The organism is Streptomyces sp. NBC_00249, from assembly GCF_026342355.1.
Classification (GTDB): domain Bacteria; phylum Actinomycetota; class Actinomycetes; order Streptomycetales; family Streptomycetaceae; genus Streptomyces.
In genome coordinates this window covers 507,661-522,259 of record NZ_JAPEMV010000001.1, presented here as the reverse complement: position 1 = coordinate 522,259, position 14,599 = coordinate 507,661, and the positions used below count along the sequence as shown (strand labels likewise).

At 74.7% G+C, this 14,599-nt stretch carries 15 protein-coding genes; 9 read left to right on the top strand and 6 right to left on the bottom strand.

Annotated features, from left to right (window positions below; all coding sequences use genetic code 11):
* Window positions 1–340 precede the first annotated feature (340 nt).
* Window positions 341–1,105: a PIG-L deacetylase family protein gene (locus tag OOK31_RS02430; RefSeq protein WP_267010635.1), complete on the top strand. Its 765-nt coding sequence runs from the start codon at window positions 341–343 to the stop codon at window positions 1,103–1,105.
* Between the two features lie 54 nt (window positions 1,106–1,159).
* Entirely contained in the window at window positions 1,160–1,993 is an 834-nt protein-coding gene (locus OOK31_RS02425) for an enoyl-CoA hydratase/isomerase family protein (RefSeq protein ID WP_267010634.1), read from the top strand.
* Between the two features lie 9 nt (window positions 1,994–2,002).
* Here OOK31_RS02425 and OOK31_RS02420 read toward each other — a convergent pair whose 3' ends face one another.
* From OOK31_RS02420 to OOK31_RS02405, 4 genes are all read right to left on the bottom strand, one after another.
* Window positions 2,003–3,820 (bottom strand): SMI1/KNR4 family protein, encoded by a 1,818-nt coding sequence (locus OOK31_RS02420; RefSeq protein WP_267010633.1) that lies wholly within the window; start codon window positions 3,818–3,820, stop codon window positions 2,003–2,005.
* Between the two features lie 57 nt (window positions 3,821–3,877).
* Window positions 3,878–4,504, bottom strand: coding sequence for a TetR/AcrR family transcriptional regulator (locus OOK31_RS02415; protein WP_267010632.1), 627 nt, complete (start codon window positions 4,502–4,504; stop codon window positions 3,878–3,880).
* 50 nt (window positions 4,505–4,554) lie between these two features.
* Complete coding sequence (locus OOK31_RS02410) at window positions 4,555–5,454, bottom strand: SDR family oxidoreductase (protein WP_267010631.1); 900 nt, start codon at window positions 5,452–5,454, stop codon at window positions 4,555–4,557.
* A 63-nt stretch (window positions 5,455–5,517) separates the two neighbouring features.
* On the bottom strand, window positions 5,518–6,645 hold the full coding sequence (locus OOK31_RS02405; protein ID WP_267010630.1) for a hypothetical protein: 1,128 nt from the start codon (window positions 6,643–6,645) through the stop codon (window positions 5,518–5,520).
* 313 nt (window positions 6,646–6,958) lie between these two features.
* Here OOK31_RS02405 and OOK31_RS02400 point away from each other — a divergent pair, with 313 nt between their 5' ends.
* From OOK31_RS02400 to OOK31_RS02375, 6 genes are read left to right on the top strand one after another with little or no spacing between them, the layout of a single operon-like run.
* Window positions 6,959–7,933: an NADPH:quinone oxidoreductase family protein gene (locus tag OOK31_RS02400; protein WP_267010629.1), complete on the top strand. Its 975-nt coding sequence runs from the start codon at window positions 6,959–6,961 to the stop codon at window positions 7,931–7,933.
* Complete coding sequence (locus OOK31_RS02395) at window positions 7,930–9,129, top strand: acyl-CoA dehydrogenase family protein (protein WP_267010628.1); 1,200 nt, start codon at window positions 7,930–7,932, stop codon at window positions 9,127–9,129. The genes OOK31_RS02400 and OOK31_RS02395 overlap by 4 nt, the downstream gene beginning before the upstream one ends.
* On the top strand, window positions 9,126–10,262 hold the full coding sequence (locus OOK31_RS02390; protein ID WP_267010627.1) for an acyl-CoA dehydrogenase family protein: 1,137 nt from the start codon (window positions 9,126–9,128) through the stop codon (window positions 10,260–10,262). Before OOK31_RS02395 ends, OOK31_RS02390 begins: the two co-directional genes overlap by 4 nt.
* Window positions 10,263–10,274: 12 nt before the next feature.
* The gene (locus OOK31_RS39335; protein ID WP_323188172.1) at window positions 10,275–10,955 is read left to right on the top strand and encodes a TRIC cation channel family protein; all 681 of its coding nucleotides are present in this window, start codon (window positions 10,275–10,277) and stop codon (window positions 10,953–10,955) included.
* A gap of 36 nt (window positions 10,956–10,991) precedes the next feature.
* Window positions 10,992–11,357, top strand: coding sequence for a tyrosinase family oxidase copper chaperone (locus OOK31_RS02380; RefSeq protein ID WP_267010626.1), 366 nt, complete (start codon window positions 10,992–10,994; stop codon window positions 11,355–11,357).
* A gap of 22 nt (window positions 11,358–11,379) precedes the next feature.
* Window positions 11,380–12,243 (top strand): tyrosinase family protein, encoded by an 864-nt coding sequence (locus tag OOK31_RS02375; protein ID WP_267010625.1) that lies wholly within the window; start codon window positions 11,380–11,382, stop codon window positions 12,241–12,243.
* A 68-nt stretch (window positions 12,244–12,311) separates the two neighbouring features.
* Here OOK31_RS02375 and OOK31_RS02370 read toward each other — a convergent pair whose 3' ends face one another.
* Both OOK31_RS02370 and OOK31_RS02365 read right to left on the bottom strand, forming a co-directional pair.
* Window positions 12,312–12,593: a chaplin gene (locus tag OOK31_RS02370; protein ID WP_267010624.1), complete on the bottom strand. Its 282-nt coding sequence runs from the start codon at window positions 12,591–12,593 to the stop codon at window positions 12,312–12,314.
* Window positions 12,594–12,687: 94 nt separating this feature from the next.
* Window positions 12,688–13,017 carry a hypothetical protein gene (locus tag OOK31_RS02365; protein ID WP_267010623.1) on the bottom strand — a complete coding sequence of 110 codons (330 nt, stop codon included), beginning with the start codon at window positions 13,015–13,017 and terminating at the stop codon, window positions 12,688–12,690.
* A 120-nt stretch (window positions 13,018–13,137) separates the two neighbouring features.
* On the opposite strand from OOK31_RS02365, the gene OOK31_RS02360 reads away from it, so the two are divergent.
* On the top strand, window positions 13,138–14,598 hold the full coding sequence (locus tag OOK31_RS02360; RefSeq protein WP_267010622.1) for a carboxylesterase/lipase family protein: 1,461 nt from the start codon (window positions 13,138–13,140) through the stop codon (window positions 14,596–14,598).
* Window position 14,599: the final 1 nt, after the last annotated feature.

The following is a 14,599-nucleotide window of genomic DNA, read 5'->3' as shown; positions in this document are numbered from 1 at the left end:
GCAGGTGCGGGGCCTTCAGCTCGGTCCACTCCCCGGGCAGGAACAGGGTCCGGCCCGACCGGGCCCGCTCGGCCTCCACCACCGCGCCCGTCGCCAGCAGTTCCGCCCGGACCTCCGTGTGCCGCCCGGGCTGCCAGCCGTTCCACCGCCGTACGCTGCTGCACGCCGTGCGGGCCGTTCCGACCGGATCGTGAAGGGGGCCTGCGCCCGGGGCCGTTGAGGCGGTCCGGGGCCCGGACGTGGTGTGTCCGGCCCGTGCGTGCGGCTGCCCGCCGTGCGGCCGCGCGGCCCGGGAGGTCTGCGCGGGCCCGTGTCCGTCCGTTCGCCTAAGGTGCGAACCATGAGCGAAAAAGCTGATCAGCCCGCCCCCCTGCAGCCCATGCCCGCCGACTGGAGCCGCGCCCTCGCGGTGGTCGCCCACCCCGACGACCTGGAGTACGGCTGCGCGGCGGCCGTCGCCGACTGGACCGACGGCGGCCGGGAGGTCGTCTACCTCCTCGCCACCCGGGGCGAGGCCGGCATCGACGGGATCGCCCCGGCCGAGTGCGGCCCGCTGCGCGAGGCCGAGCAGCGCGCGAGCGCGGCGGTCGTCGGGGTCTCCGCCGTCGAGTTCCTCGACCACCGCGACGGGGTCGTCGAGTACACCCTCGGCCTGCGCCGCGACATCGCGGCGGCCATCCGGCGCCACCGCCCCGAACTGGTCGTCACCCTCAACCACCGCGACACCTGGGGCGGCGTCGGCGGCGGTGGCTACTGGAACACCCCCGACCACCGCGCCGTCGGCCGCGCCACCCTGGACGCGGCGGCCGACGCGGGCAACCGGTGGATCTTCCCGGAGCTCATCTCCGAGCAGGGCCTGGAGCCGTGGAACGGCGTGCGCTGGGTCGCGGTGGCCGGTTCCTCCACCCCCACCCACGCGGTCGACGCGGGCCCGGGCCTGGAGCGTTCCATCGCCTCCCTGCTGGAGCACAAGGCGTACATCGAGGGCCTGACGGACCAGGACCCCGAGGAGTACGTACGGTCCTTCCTCACCGGCAACGTCCAGCAGGCCGCGGCCCGCTTCGGCGGCCGTCCGGCGGTGCCGTTCGAGGTGTTCCCCCGCTGAGCCCCCACCCCTAAGCTGACGATCCGTCAGTTATCAACGGGGGTGCGGTACACGGTGATCGACACTGTCTCCACACAGATCGGCGAGGGCGAGGAACGGATCCGGCTGGAGGTCGCGGACGGGATCGCGGTCCTCACCCTCTGCCGCCCGGACCGGCTCAACGGCTGGAGCTGGGAGTCCACGCGCCAGCTCGGCCTACTGGCCGACCGGATCCGCTTCGACCCCTCGGCCCGGGTGGTCCTGCTGCGAGCGGAGGGCCGGGCCTTCTGCGCGGGCATCGACGTGAAGGCACCCGGCGGGGCCGTCACGGGGGAGTCCGCCGCCGAACGGACCCGGAACTACTACGAGGGCATCCGCTGGGTCCACGAGCGCTTCGCGGTCCTGTCCCGGCTGCCGCAGCCGGTCGTCGCCGCCGTCCAGGGCTACTGCCTCGGCTTCGGCTTCGAACTGGCGCTGATGGCCGACATCCGCGTCGCCGCCGAGGACGCCGTCTTCGCCCTCCCCGAGGCCCGCCTCGGGGTGGCCGTCGACGCGGGCGGGGACCTGCGGATCGCCCGGGACGCGGGGGCCGGCTGGGCCAAGTTCCTGGCCCTGACCGGCCGCCGCATCGACGCCGCAACCGCCGAACGCCTCAACCTCGTCCAGCTGGTGGTCCCCGGGAGCGAACTGGACGCCGCCTCCCGCGCCCTGGCCGCCGAGATCGCGGCCAACGCCCCGCTCGCCGTCCAGGGCATCAAGCGCGCCGTCGACTCCTACGCCGATGCCGCCCTGCCCGCCGCCCTCGACGGGGTCGCCCTGACGGCCGCCCTCACCCTCACCTCCGAGGACTCCCGCGAGGGCTACGGCGCCCAGGCGGCCCGCCGGGAGCCCCGGTTCAGGGGAGCGTGAGCGCGGATCTCAGCCGCGCTCCCAGAACGTATGGGTGCCGTCCGTCGGCCGGACTTCCGGCCGGGCGACGCTGAGGAAAGGCAGCCGCTCGCGCCGGGCCGTGCACGGGGTGAGGTACAGCCCGAAACGCCGGGCGACCACCGCCACGAGCCCCGGGTCCCGCCCCACCACGAGTCCGTCCGCGCGCAGCAGGCCCGCCCCCGCCAACTCGGCGTCCAGCAGCCCCGGATCGGCGCCGCCGCGCACCACGGGGCCGTCCGCGTCGTACGGCCCCTCGGGGGGAGCCGTCAGCGACCAGACGACCCGGCCGTCCTGGTCGGCGTACCGTACCTGGACCGGCTCGTCAGGGTACGTGCGCCACAGGCTGATCCCGGGGACGGGCGGCTCGGACGGGGCCACGGGTCTGGCCGAAGCTTCCGCGACGAAGCTCCAGCCTCCGGCGGCGACTCCGAGGTGCAGCATGCTCCGGTCCGGACGGTCCGTGCCCTCGGGACGGAAGAACAACGCCGCGCCGAGGCTGTCCGGGGACGGCCGCACGGGCTCCGGTCCCGCGCCCAGCCGGATCGCCAGCTTCCGTGGCTCGGTGGCGCGGGCGAAGGTCAGGCAGACGGCGGAGGTGTGCCACCCGCCCTCCAGCAGCCCGGACGGGTCCTCCGACGCGGCCTCGGCGGGACCCGCCGCGACGGCCGTCCCCGGGCGTGGAGTCGTCAGGATGCGCCGGGCTCGCTCCGGAGTGATCAGCGGGGCCAGAAAGGGGTCGGCCATCAGCTCGACGGGGGCCACGTGGTGGTCGCCGACCGGCGTCCACCCGGGCAGCGCCTCCGTGGCCAGCACTTGCCAGGCCGCCTCCGGGTCACCCCACTTCGCCAGCTCCCGGGCCCGGTCGAGAGCCTCGTCGGCCCAGGGCTGCCACGGGCCTTCGCGGAAGCGCAGGCGGTGGCCGCCGAGTGCGTTGTCAGGGACCTGATGGGAAGTCGACCGCTGCTCGGTGACAGCAGCCAGGACCGGCAGGACGGCACGGGCCAGCAGGGGGTCGCCCTTCGTGAGTGAGGCCCGGGCCTCGGACAGTGTGGAGTGGTCCCCACGCAGCCCCCGGATCTGGCTCAGGTACACGGCCGCCGCCGGGAGGCGGAACTCGTGCGCGTCCGCCAGCTGTGACTCCGCCTCGTCGAGGCGCCCGGCGAGGAGGTCCGTCCTCGCCCGCTCCACCTGCGCCGCCAGCCGCCGACGCGTCTCGCCGGGCGGCTTGCGCAAACGGTGGAAGCTCCGAAATTCCTCGTGCATGAGCTCGCCGAAGGACGCGTGCCGGTCCGGTCCCTCCCCGCGCCAGCTGGAGTACCTGTACGCCGCCCACTCGCCCCGGTCGTCGACGTCACCCGGGTCGAGGAACAGCCAGGTCTGGTCTCCCTCCAGGGAGATCTGGACGGCCCGCTGCCACTGCTCGCTCGTCCAGTTCTCCTCGTCCTCCTCCGTCCAGGCCTCGATCTCCTCCTCGTCCATCTCCTCGACGTCTTCCTGGTCCCATATCTGCAGGCTGTCCCGGAGCGAGGGCGTCAGGTCCCGCATCAGCCCCACCCGCTCCGTCCCGGCGAGCAGGTACACGGACTCCCCGGCCCAGCGCCACCCGTCGGTCACGGCCAGGAACGACCGGTACGAGGGCGGCAGCCGGGCCCCCAGCCGTGCTTCGAGCGCCTCGATCCGCTCCGCCGGGGCCGGTTCGAAGCCCAGCCAGCCCAGGGGCTCCACCGAAGGGTCCTCGGCGCGGACGGCGGCGTCGCGCTCGGTGCTCCAGGTACGCAGGAAGGGTTCCCAGTCGTCGATCATCATGCTCCTGATGGTGCCTCAGGCCACTGACAACGGCCCCGCCCCGCACACCGGGAGGGCCTACTCCGCCACCCTCAGCAGCGCCAGCGCCCGCGCCGAGACCTCGTGCAGCGGCTCGCGCCCCTCCTCGGCGGCCCAGTGCTCCAGCGCGACGGTCACCGCGTCGATCAGCACCGCCGCGAGCACCCGGGTCTCCAACGCCGACTCCGCCCGGCCGGTGCGCGCCGCCAGCACCGGGACGAGGCGGTCCTGCATGGCCCGCGCGACCGCGAGCCAGCGCAGCCGGATCTCCGGCACCCGGCTCATCACCTGGATCAGCCGCACCGTCTGGCCCGGCTGCGCGTACCGGTCGCCCGCCGTCGCCGTGACGAAGGCGGCCTGGACCGCCTCGGTGACCGGTTCCGCCGCCGGGCGCAGGGCCAGCTGCTCCACCAGCTGCGCGACCCCGGCCGTCAGGACGGGGGTGAGCGCATCCTCCTTCGTAGGGCAGTAGCGGTAGAAGGTGCGCAGGGAGATCCCGGCGGCGCGCGCGATGTCCTCCACCGTCGTGGCCTCGTAGCCGCGTTCGGAGAACAGGGCGGCCGCCGCCTCGGCGATCTCCGAGCGGGTGGCCGCTCTGCGCCGCTCCGTCAGCGAGGGGCGTCCCGTCGGACCGGCCCCGCCGTGCGCTTCCCGTACCGGACTCACTGCAACACCTCCGGGGCCAATCTGCCACACGCCCCTCGGACGCGGCCGGTTCACGGGCTGAACGGCCCGCGCCCCAGCTGCTCGCGCACCGGCACCACCTCGGGGTTGACCAAGGCCCGCCGCTGCCAGTTCGCGCCGTCCACCACCAGCGTGTGCCCGGTGACGAAACGGGCGTACGGGGAGGCCAGGAAGGTGGCGGCCCAGCCCAGTTCGCGGGGTACGCCCACCCGCAGGGCGGGCTGCCGGGCGGCCCGGTCGGCGGGCGCGGCGCGCTCCAGGCCGCCCCGGATGTCCTCGGTCATGTCGGAGTGCGGGAACAGCCCCGGCACCAGGCCGTTGATCTGGATGCCGTACGGGCCCCACTCCACGGCGAGCGTCTCCACCAGGTTCTTCACCCCGGCCTTCGCGGCGGCGCTGTGAGCGAAGCCGGGTCCGCCCGTCCAGGCGTAGGAAGCGCCGATGCTGACGATCGACCCGGGCGTGCCGGCCGCGAGGTGGCGCCGGCCGAACTCCCTCGTGGCGAACCAGGTTCCGGTCAAGGTGGTGTCCACCACCGCCCGCCAGGCGTTCGGGGACAGGTCCTCCGCCGGGCAGGGGAAATTGGCGGCGGCGTTGTTGACGAGGACGTCCGGCACCCCGAGCGCCGCCTCGGCCGCGTCGAAGACCTCGGCGACCCGCTCCGGGTCCCGGATGTCGCAGACGGCGGCCGTCACCCGGCCCGCTCCGGGAACGGCCGTCAACTCCTCGCAGGCCGCCTCCAGTTGCCCGGCCCGGCGGCCCGCGATCACCAGGTCGGCGCCGAGCCGGGCGAACTCGGCGGCGATGGCCTTGCCCAGCCCGGTGCCGCCGCCGGTCACCAGGACCACCTGCCCCCCGTACGTACCGGGGGGCAGGGCGGCGGCGCCGAGCGGCGGCGGCGCGGGCAGCCCGCGCGGGGCGTTGTCCGTCATGGGGCATCGATAGCGTGCGGACGCTCAGATCGCCATGCTCATGACGGTCCCGCTGCCTCGCCACTACTGCGGCAGGTACGCCTGCTTCGTCGCGCAGGTCCAGATCACCGGCTTGAGCTTGCCCTTGGCGTTGACGGCGGCGCCGCCGACCCGGCCGTCGTCGGAGACGGCCTCGGCGATGCTGGCCTTGCCCGCCGCGAGCCGCGGCAGCGCGAGCACCGGACCCGTACCCGGCCACAGCTGCGCCTGATCGGCCAGCGTCGTCTCGTCCGGGTGGAACTTGGCGGTGCCGACGGTGACCTTGGTGGTGGGGCTGATCGCCTCGAACGTCCCGTACGGGTGGGTGTTCAGCACGCCGGGGGAGGTGCCGGGCGTGGTGTACGGGGGCGTCCAGGTCCACGGCGTGAACTGGTATCCCGGCCCGTACCAGTCGTAGCCGACGACGGAGCCGCTCTCGTCGAGGTCCTGGACGTAGCTCTCCTGGTACAGGCCGCCGCCGCTGGGGGCGAGGGACTTCGCCGGCCCGCCGTCGGCGGGCCAGAGCACCGGGAAGACCTCCCACCTCTGCTGGTCGGAGTCGTCGATGTGGTTCAGCTTGGCCGTGCCGAGGATGTCGCCCTTGTTGTTGATACCGGTGACGAGGTCGACGCGGGTGTGCGCCGGGGTGTCCGCCGGCGGGGCCAGCTCGCGCACCTTCTGGCCGTCCTTCCAGACCAGGCCCACGCCCGCCTGGTTGCGCGAGACGACGTACCCGGCGTCGTTGACGTCGGCCTCGCCGTACGCGTAGTCGCTGCCCGGCAGCGGGGTGACCGCGGCGGCGCCCGCCCGGAAGGTGAACACGTAGCCGGCGGAGCCGTGGACGATGCCCACCATCAGGCCGCCCTTGTTCACGGCGACCAGTTCGCCCGACTGGCCGGCGGGCAGCGGGACCTTGCGGAGCGTGGTGCCGGTCCAGTACACGGGCAGCCCGCCCGAGGTGCCGACCGACAGGTTGCCCGGGCCGAGGTCGTGGACGCCCTCCGCCTGCGGGTTGCCGGGGTTGTAGATGCTCTCGCCCAGGGAGCCCAGCACCTGGAGCCTGGGCGTGCAGGTGGTGGCGGCCGTGGCGGGGCCGGCGGCGGTGACGATTCCGGCGAGGACGATCGCGGCGGCGGCGGCCGAGGCGGCCCGTCTCACGGGTGTGCGGTTCATGGCTCGATTCCCCCTGTGGTGTGCGGGTGCGGCGCAGACGCGCGCCCGGAGCGTCGTGTGCTCCGGGCGCGCGGAATCCCCTGTTGCGTCATATGCCCTGTGAGAGCGGCGTGTTGATGCTATCTCCCGGTATCCCCGTTCACCTGTTGTTCGTGCGTGCGATTTCCGGGAGTCCCGGCCGGGGTGCGCGGGGGGCGCCGGCCGCTGCGGGCGCGGGTGTACCTAGCTGGCTGGACCGAGGGTTCCCAAGGGGGCAAGCGACCGCTTAGTATGCCGCCGAGCGTGGTTCCTCGACGGCGGCTGGAGGCCCCGGATGCAGGCATGGCGAGTACACACCCTGGGCGAGCCCCGCGAGGCCATGCGCCTCGAGGAGGTCCCCGAACCGGTGCCCGGCGAGGGTGAGGTGAGGCTCAAGGTGCTCGCGGCGAACGTCAACTTCCCCGACGCCCTCCTCGTGCGCGGCCAGTACCAGATCAGGCCCCCGCTGCCCTTCACCCCCGGCGTCGAGATCTGCGGTGAGACCGAGGACGGCCGTCGCGTCATCGCCAACCCGAGCCTGCCCCACGGCGGCTTCGCCGAGTACGTCACCGCCCCCGCGCGCGCCCTGCTCCCCGCCCCGGAGTCCCTCGACGACGCCGAGGCCGCCGCCCTGCACATCGGCTACCAGACCGGCTGGTTCGGACTGCACCGCCGGGCCCGGATCCAGGCCGGCGAGACCCTCCTCGTGCACGCCGCCGCCGGCGGGGTCGGCAGCGCAGCCGTCCAGCTCGGCAAGGCCGCCGGAGCCACCGTCATCGGCGTCGTCGGAGGCAAGGCCAAGACGCGCACCGCCGAGGAACTCGGCTGCGACCTCGTCATCGACCGCACCTCCGAGGACCTCGTCGCCCGCGTGAAGGAGTTCACCGGCGGCCGCGGCGCCGACGTGGTCTACGACCCGGTCGGCGGGGACGCCTACACCGCCTCCGCCAAATGCGTGGCCTTCGAGGGCCGGATCGTGGTCGTCGGCTTCGCCGGCGGCACCATCCCCGCGCCCGCCCTCAACCACGCCCTGGTGAAGAACTACGCGATCCTCGGCCTGCACTGGGGCCTCTACGCCGCCAAGGACCCCGCCGCCGTCCTCGCCTGCCACACCGAACTCACCCGCCTCGCCGCCGAGGGAACCGTCAAACCCCTCGTCAGCGAACGCGTCCCCCTCACCGGCGCCGCCGACGCCGTCCAGCGCCTCGCCGACGGCGCCACCACCGGCCGGCTGGTCGTCGTACCGGCCCACGACGGAGGACCCCGATGAGCGCCCCCGCACCCACCCCCGAGGACCTCCGCACCCGCGTACGGGACCTGCTCGCCGCACACCGGCCCGCCACCACCGCCCGCGCCGACTTCCTGCGCGCCCGCTTCGACGCCGGACTCGCCTGGGTCCACTACCCCGAAGGCCTCGGCGGCCTCGCCGCCCCCCGCACCCTCCAGGCCGTCGTCGACGCCGAACTGGAGGCCGCCGCAGCCCCCGACAACGACCCCCGGCGGATCGGCATCGGCCTCGGCATGGCCGCGCCCACGATCCTCGCGTACGGCACCGAGGAGCAGAAGCAGCGCTTCCTGCGCCCGCTGTGGGTCGGCGAGGAGGTCTGGTGCCAACTCTTCAGCGAGCCCGGCGCCGGCTCCGACCTCGCCGCGCTCGGCACCCGCGCCGTCCTCGACGAGGCCACCGGCGAGTGGGTCGTGGACGGCCAGAAGGTGTGGACCTCCAGCGCCCACACCGCCCGCTGGGCCATCCTCATCGCCCGCACCGACCCCGCCCTGCCCAAGCACCAGGGCATCACCTACTTCCTGTGCGACATGCACGCCCCCGGCGTGGAGGTCCGCCCGCTGCGCCAGATCACCGGCGAGGCCGAGTTCAACGAGGTCTTCCTCACCGGGGTCCGCATCCCCGACGCCCACCGCCTCGGCGCCGTCGGGCAGGGCTGGGCCGTCGCCCGCACCACCCTGATGAACGAACGGGTCTCCATCGGCGGCATGCGGATCCCGCGCGAGGGCGGCATGATCGCCCCCGTCGCCGCCACCTGGCGCGAACGCCCCGCCCTGCGCACCCACGCCCTGCACCAGCGCCTGCTGGAACTGTGGGTCGAGGCCGAGGTCGCCCGCCTCACCGGCGAGCGGCTGCGCCAGCAGCTCGCCGCCGGCCAGCCCGGCCCCGAGGGCAGCGGCATGAAACTCGCCTTCGCCCGCCTCAACCAGGAGATCAGCGGCCTGGAGGTGGAACTCCTCGGTGAGGAAGGCCTGTTGTACGAGGACTGGACCATGCGCCGCCCCGAACTCGTCGACTTCACCGGCCGCGACGCCGGATACCGCTACCTGCGCGCCAAGGGCAACAGCATCGAGGGCGGCACCAGCGAGATCCTCCTCAACATCGTCGCCGAACGCGTCCTCGGCCTGCCCGCGGAACCGCGCGACGACAAGGACACCGCCTGGAAGGACCTGGCCCGATGACGACAGCACCGCCCCAGGGCGCCGCCCTCGACCTCCTCTACACCGACACCGAGGAGGAACTCCGCTCCGCCGTACGGTCCTTGCTCGCCGACCGCTGCGACGCCGCGGCCGTCCTCGCCCGCGCCGAGACCGGCCGCCCCCACGACCCGGAGCTGTGGCGCACCCTCGCCACTGGCATCGGCGCCGCCGGCCTCCTCGTCCCCGAGAAGCTCGGCGGGGCGGGCGCCGGGCACCGGGAGGCCGCCGTCGTCCTGGAGGAGCTGGGCCGCGCCGTCGCCCCCGTCCCGTACCTGACGAGCTCCGTCCTCGCGACGGAGATCCTGCTGGGCTGCTGCGACACCGCCACCGGCCCCGAAGTGGCCGCGCTGCTACGGGAACTCGCGGCCGGCGACCGGATCTGCGTCCCCGTGCTCCCCCTCACCCTGGCCCCGGGCGCCCCCCTGCCCGCCCCCGCCCACGACACCGGCGGCGGGACGCTGACCGGCACCGTCACCTCCGTCGCCGACGCGGTCGCCGCGGACGTCCTGCTGGTCCTCGCCGACACCGGACTCCACGCCGTTCCCGCCGCCTCCGCCACGCTGACGGCAGCCGTCCCCCTCGACCTGACCCGGCCGCTGGCCACCGTCACCCTCGACGCCGCCCCCGGCACCCGGCTCGCGGACCCCGCCACCGCCCGCGCCGCGATCGCCGGCGCCCTGCTCTCCGGCGCCGGGCTGCTGGCCTCGGAGCAGCTCGGCATCGCCGAGTGGTGCCTCACCGAGACCGTCGCCCACCTGCGCACCCGCCACCAGTTCAACCGGCCCGTCGGCTCCTTCCAGGCCCTCAAGCACCGCCTGGCCCGGCTCTGGCTGGAGGTGGCCTCCGCCCGCGCGGCGGCCCGCGCCGCCGCCGACGCCCTCGCCACGGCCTCGCCCGACGCCCCGCTGACGGTCGCCGTCGCGCAGGCCTACTGCTCCGGGGTGGCCGTCCGCGCCGCCGAGGAGTGCGTACAGCTCCACGGCGGCATCGGCATGACCTGGGAACACCCCGCCCATCTCTACCTCAAGCGCGCCAAGGCCGACTCCCTGACCCTGGGCACGGCGGGCCATCACCGGGGCCTGGTGGCGGACTTCGCGGAACTTCCCGCGCCTTAGAGGGGGCTGCGGGTGGGGCCGGGGTCGGGGACGGGGTGGGGTGCCGTCCGGGATAGGCATGATTTATGGCGCCCCGTCCGGTGCTTCGTCGGGTGGGGCGGCACCGCGCGCCAACAAATCACGTTTTACATCCCGGACGACACCCCACCCCGTCCCCGACCCCGGCCTGGTGGCGCAGCCCGGCCGTTCGGCCGAGGTGGGGACCGGCCGGACGGGCGATGTGGGTGGGGGCGGAGTAGGGGAGTCTCGACTGGTCGTCCAGCCCCTGAAGGAGGCGCCGTGCTGCACGTCCTCGCCGTCGGCCTGTCCGTGGTCACCGTCATCGGCGCGCGTGCAGCCCTCGACGCCCACGTCACCCCGGTCGCCGTCCTGATCCTCGCCGTCCTGACCGGGGTCACCGGCGAGGTGGTCCGCGACGTGCGGGGAGTTCCCGCCGCTGCTGCTCCGCGAGGAGATCTACGCGACCGCGGCGCTGGCCGGCGCGGCCTGCTACCTCGTCCTGGACCGGGCCGGAGCCCCCGGGACCCTGAACACCGGCGTCAGCGCCGCTCTCGTCCTCGCGCTGCGGCTGGCCGCGGTCTTCCGCGACCTCCACCTGCCCCGGCTCCGGCACGCCCCCGGCTGATCCCCCACCACCCTCTTCTGCAAGCACCCGGCGCGGGAGAGGTGACCTCGCCCCGCACCCCGCGTTAGACCGCGTAGCGCGGACCGCCGAGCGAGGGAGACCGTATGGACGCCGCACCCGCACCACTGACCCGTCGCGCGGCACTCCGTACGGCCTTCACCGCGGCCGTGCTCGCCGGCACGGCCGCGGCTCTGGGCCCCGTACTGCGCGCCCGGCGGCCCCGCCAGACGCTGACCCCGGCCCCGCTCGCCGAGGAGACGTACCGGGGCCGGCACATCACCGTCGACCTGGCCGCGGCGGCCGTGCACATCGACGGCCGCCCCTTGCACGTCATGCGCCGCGCCGACGGCAGCTACCTGAGCGGCATCAACCACTTCCAGTCCTACGACACCCCCCTGGAGCTGGCCCGCGCCGCCGTCGACGAACTCGGCACCAACCAACTGGCCCTCACCGCCCCGCACCACGGCTGAACGGAAGGGGAGGAGCCCCGCGTTGTACACCCGGCAGAACCAGAAGAACCTGACCCGCGCCCAGAAGAAGCGGTTCACGGCGGCCGTCCTGGAGGTCAAGCGCAACGGCACCTACGACGCCTTCGTGCGCACCCACGACAAGTACTTCGTGCCCGACCGCGACCGCAAACTGCGCGTCGGGCACATGTCCCCGTCGTTCTTCCCCTGGCACCGGCGCTACCTGCTGGAGTTCGAGAGGGCGCTCCAGGCAGTGGACCCCGGCGTGTCCGTCCCGTACTGGGACTGGACCACCGACTCCAGCCCCGTCTCCGGCCTCTGGGCCGAGGACTTCCTCGGCGGCACCGGCCGCGAGAGCGACCGCAAGGTGATGACCGGCCCCTTCGCCTACGACAACGGCAACTGGACGATCACCGTGGGCGTCACCGAGGCCCGTTTCCTCACCCGCAACCTGGGCCGCCCGGGCAACCCGATCCGGCTGCCCACGGCCGCCGAACTCCAGGGAGCGGTCGACGACCCCGTCTACGACACCTCGCCCTGGGACTCCACGAGCACGGCCGGCGGCTTTCGCAACCGCCTGGAGGGCTGGGCCGCGCCCAAGAGCGAGCGCTGGCGCAACCACAACAAGGTCCACCAGTGGATCGGCGGCCACATGACGGGCGGCACCGCCCCCAACGATCCGGCGTTCTGGCTGCACCACGCCTTCATCGACCTGGTCTGGGACCGCTGGCAGCAGCGGCACCCGGACTCCGCCTACCTGCCCGCCGCACCCCTGGCCCTCGGCGACCTCCAGCGCGGCCGGGTCATCTCCCTCGACGAGCCGATGCCCCCGTGGGACGTCACCCCGCGCGAGATGCTCGGCCACCGGGGCGTCTACCGCTACGAATAGCCCGCCGGGCACACGGGAAGGGCCCCCGCCGTACGGCGGGGGCCCTCCTGGACCGGGTGGGGAGGCGATCAGCCGCCGTAGCCCTCGGTGTGGTGCTTCCCGTGGCCGCCCGACGCGTTGACGCAGGTGTTGCCGAAGGCCGGGTTCAGCAGACCGATCACGTTGACGGTGTTGCCGCAGACGTTGACCGGGACGTGAACCGGAACCTGGACCAGGTTGCCCGACAGGACACCGGGGGAGCCGACCGCCGCACCGTGCGCTCCGGCATCGGCAGCAGCCAGACCCGCGCCGGCGGCCAGGGCGCTACCGGCGGCAGCGGTGATGACGAATGCCTTCGCGATACGCGACATCAAGATCTCCTCGTGAGATGTGGGGCGCCGCATCTCTGCGGCATTTGACATGGCATACAACGCGGCGGACGCCCAGGGGTCACGGCCGCTGCGCCTACCTGGTGACGGCGAAGTGGGCCGAGGCGAAATAGGGACGCACCTGGGTGACGGTCCCGGGGTTCAGGACGGCCACGGCCGCGCCCTTGCAGTGCGGCTCGCGGTAGAGGGTCGCCGTGCCCCGGGTGTGGTTGGTGACGGCCCGGCCGCTGCCGCCCTCGGCCTCGACGCAGCCCTTCGGGGAGCTCAGGCCGTGGACCCGGTCGTCCTGGCCGACGTACTGGAAGTCCGGTCCGGCGGCCAGGGCCGGGGCGGCGGGAGCGGCGGCGGCCGCCAGCAGCAGGACGGACAGGGCGCGCAGGGCGCGGGGGGAGGGGATGGCTCGCATGCCCGGCCCAACCCGGACCGCCCCGGCGGGGGTCACGCCTTGTCACCCGTTGGACGGTTGTGCGACCGTGCCCGGAAGGCAGGAGAGCGCAGCAGCGGATCCGGATCCAGGAGAGCACGTATGAACGCAGCGGGCGGCCAGCGGCCCCGGGCCGGCACCCGGTACGGCACGGTGGAGGGCCGGTGGGAGAACGGCCGGGTCGCCGTCTTCCGGGGCGTCCCCTACGCCGCCCCGCCCGTCGGCGCCCGCGCCTTCGCGGCGCCCGGGCCCCCGGCCGCCTGGGACGGCGTGCGCGACGCCGGGGCCTTCGGGCCGACCGCGCCCAAGGTGCCCTACCCGCAGACCTTCGCGGCCCTGCTGCCCGACCCGGTGATCCCCGGCGACGACTGCCTGAACCTCAACGTGTGGACCCCCGACCCGGCCCCCGGGGCCCGGCTGCCGGTGATGGTGTGGATCCACGGCGGCGCCCACACCCGCGGCTCCTCCGCCGTCCCCGTCTACGACGGCTCGGCCTTCGCTCGCGACGGGGTCGTGCTCGTCTCGGTCAACTTCCGGCTCGGGGTCCTCGGCTACGGCCTGTTCCCCGACGCCCCCGCCAACCGCGGCCTCCTCGACCAGATCGCCGCCCTCAGCTGGGTCCGCGACAACATCGGGGCCTTCGGCGGCGACCCGGACCGCGTCACCGTCTTCGGCGAGTCCGCCGGAGCCATCAGCATCGGCGCCCTGCTCGCCGCACCCCGCGCCGCCGGCCTGTTCTCCCGCGCCGTCCTGCAGAGCGGCGCCCCCGAGGCCCTGCCCCGCGACCGGGTCCGGGCCATGGTCCGGCGGATGGCCTCGCTGCTGAAGGTGCCCGCCACCGCCGCGGCCTTCGGGGAGGCCGGCCCGGCCGCACTGCTCGCCGCCCAGGCCGCCGTGCTGCGCCGCTCCTCCCCGCTGCTCGGCGGCCCCGCCTTCGGCCTGGTCACCGACCCCGGCACGCTCCCGGCCGACCCCCTGGAGGCGGCGGCGGACTCCGGCGTACCGCTCCTGGTGGGCTGGACCGCCGAGGAGCACCGGCTGTGGCTCGCGCCGACCGGGGGGATGCGGACCCTGGACCGGCTCGGCCCGCTGACCGTGGCGCTGGGCCGCCTCCGCAGCGGCAAGGACCGGGCCGCCGTACGGGCGCTGCGGGCCGCGCTGCCCGGGGCCGGAGCGGGGGACCTGGCCGGGCACCTGCTCACCGACCGGCTGCTGCGCGACCCGCTGCGCCGCCTCGCCGGGGCCCGGCGGGCGGCGCCGAGCCACCTCTACGAGTTCCGCTGGCCCAGCGGCGTACCGGGCCTCGGTGCCTGCCACGCCCTGGAGCTGGGCTTCGTCTTCGACACCCTCGCAGTGCCGGAGGCCTCCTGGCTGGCCGGGCCCGGCGCCCCGGAGCAGCTGGCCGACGAGATGCACGCCGCCTGGGTCCGCTTCGCCGTCACCGGGGATCCCGGCTGGGCGCCCTGGGACGGCAACGGCCCGCCGAAGGTGTTCGGCGGGCCGGAGCGGGAGACGGCGCGGGGCGTGGAACGGCCGGGCGCCGGGGCGGTGCTGACGCCCTGAC

Excerpts from the sequence above, each read along its gene's own strand:
- OOK31_RS02390 (WP_267010627.1), top strand. The coding sequence starts at position 9,126 with ATGACGACAGCACCGCCCCAGGGCGCCGCCCTCGACCTCCTCTACACC.
- OOK31_RS02430 (WP_267010635.1), top strand. The coding sequence starts at position 341 with ATGAGCGAAAAAGCTGATCAGCCCGCCCCCCTGCAGCCCATGCCCGCC.
- OOK31_RS02400 (WP_267010629.1), top strand. The coding sequence starts at position 6,959 with ATGCAGGCATGGCGAGTACACACCCTGGGCGAGCCCCGCGAGGCCATG.
- OOK31_RS02360 (WP_267010622.1), top strand. The coding sequence starts at position 13,138 with ATGAACGCAGCGGGCGGCCAGCGGCCCCGGGCCGGCACCCGGTACGGC.
- OOK31_RS02395 (WP_267010628.1), top strand. The coding sequence starts at position 7,930 with ATGAGCGCCCCCGCACCCACCCCCGAGGACCTCCGCACCCGCGTACGG.
- OOK31_RS02410 (WP_267010631.1), bottom strand. The coding sequence starts at position 5,454 with ATGACGGACAACGCCCCGCGCGGGCTGCCCGCGCCGCCGCCGCTCGGC.
- OOK31_RS02420 (WP_267010633.1), bottom strand. The coding sequence starts at position 3,820 with ATGATGATCGACGACTGGGAACCCTTCCTGCGTACCTGGAGCACCGAG.
- OOK31_RS02370 (WP_267010624.1), bottom strand. The coding sequence starts at position 12,593 with ATGTCGCGTATCGCGAAGGCATTCGTCATCACCGCTGCCGCCGGTAGC.
- OOK31_RS02405 (WP_267010630.1), bottom strand. The coding sequence starts at position 6,645 with ATGAACCGCACACCCGTGAGACGGGCCGCCTCGGCCGCCGCCGCCGCG.
- OOK31_RS02380 (WP_267010626.1), top strand. The coding sequence starts at position 10,992 with ATGGACGCCGCACCCGCACCACTGACCCGTCGCGCGGCACTCCGTACG.
- OOK31_RS02365 (WP_267010623.1), bottom strand. The coding sequence starts at position 13,017 with ATGCGAGCCATCCCCTCCCCCCGCGCCCTGCGCGCCCTGTCCGTCCTG.